Here is a 1,233-nt window from a genome sequence, read left to right on the forward strand (position 1 = left end):
TGAAACGTCACATCAAACGATGAACTCGCATTAGTTTTGACGTGCCACACCTCGGCCTCGCACTCGATTGCTCGTACCCTTATACCGTTGTTGTCCACTGCGGCTGCCTCCAAACCTGATATACCGGATACTGAGTATCCCCCATCACCATCGAGCAGTGATACCAGCCATTGTCAGCCAGCATGTACCACAACATGCACTCAATGTTAGTAATTTCGCGATGTATTATCATATACTGCATTAACTCAGCCTGCCTGATCCGGCTCGCCTCGCGCTCTCGCGGATTCTTGCGGATCACTGCGAACTCACTCAATATCTGCGGCACGTTGTATATCTCTTGCGCATCCCAGGAGAATCGTAGCAGGTCGCGGAACTTATCGAGGTTAGTCCACACCTCCCAATCCCAAATGTACCCGTGCCACGACCAGTAATCGGACTTCATCCCTGCCTCTACAGCCAGACGCAGGAAAACCAGCGCCCCATCCCTGTTAGTCAGCCCGTATGATGCACCGGCTATCACCTTTGTACCCGTTTGTTTCAGTGTGAGATAGTCATAAACTACGCGTACCATATCACCATATCTGAAACCGTCAGCGCCGAATCCGCCGTAGTATTCCTGGTTATCTCCACCTGCCGGGAACTCAGGTTCGTTCCATAGCTCTATACCCCACGGCTTGAACACATCACACACCGACGCACAGAAGTGAGCGAACTTATCGTAGTGCTGTGGTGCAGGCGGTGAGTTGCGCGCATGGGGAGGGATACTGTAGATGACAGGCGTACACTTCACGCCGATTATCAGGCGGTAGTTATCCTTTCCCAGCTTCGCATCCAGCCTGGCTATGTTGTCGAACGCCCAGGCCGGGAACGTGTACACCCCTTCCCGCTTCTCGATGTCATCCCACCTGAAATTCATGTGGTACACACGGTTCGGGACCAACCACCTGTCCCTATCCCCCAGCTCCTGCTCTATCTGCGCTCCTAATATTGGCAGCATGATTTATCCTTTCCGTGAACTGGACATAAGGATTAACCTTACATCCAGTTCACATTACTATACATTTCTGTCTAGTATCTGTACCTGAACCCGCCCAGGTCATAGATGATGGGCACTTCGAGCGCATCCACCGGCGGGTACAGCCACGGCGATAGCTTCAGCACCCCATCACCATCCTTCTCTACCTTCTCCGCACATGGCGGGATCGTGACACGGAACTGTGCCACATTCAGGTC

1 protein-coding gene is annotated in these 1,233 nt (G+C 52.6%); it reads right to left on the bottom strand.

The features are described 5' to 3' along the window. Positions 1-79 precede the first annotated feature (79 nt). Positions 80-997, bottom strand: a complete 918-nt coding sequence (locus HWQ67_RS19090; RefSeq protein ID WP_218254281.1) for a hypothetical protein — start codon at positions 995-997, stop codon at positions 80-82. Positions 998-1,233: the final 236 nt, after the last annotated feature.

Source organism: Candidatus Magnetobacterium casense, from assembly GCF_019173545.1.
Lineage (GTDB): Bacteria > Nitrospirota > Thermodesulfovibrionia > Thermodesulfovibrionales > Magnetobacteriaceae > Magnetobacterium > Magnetobacterium cryptolimnobacter.

Excerpts from the sequence above, each read along its gene's own strand:
- HWQ67_RS19090 (WP_218254281.1), bottom strand. The coding sequence starts at position 997 with ATGCTGCCAATATTAGGAGCGCAGATAGAGCAGGAGCTGGGGGATAGG.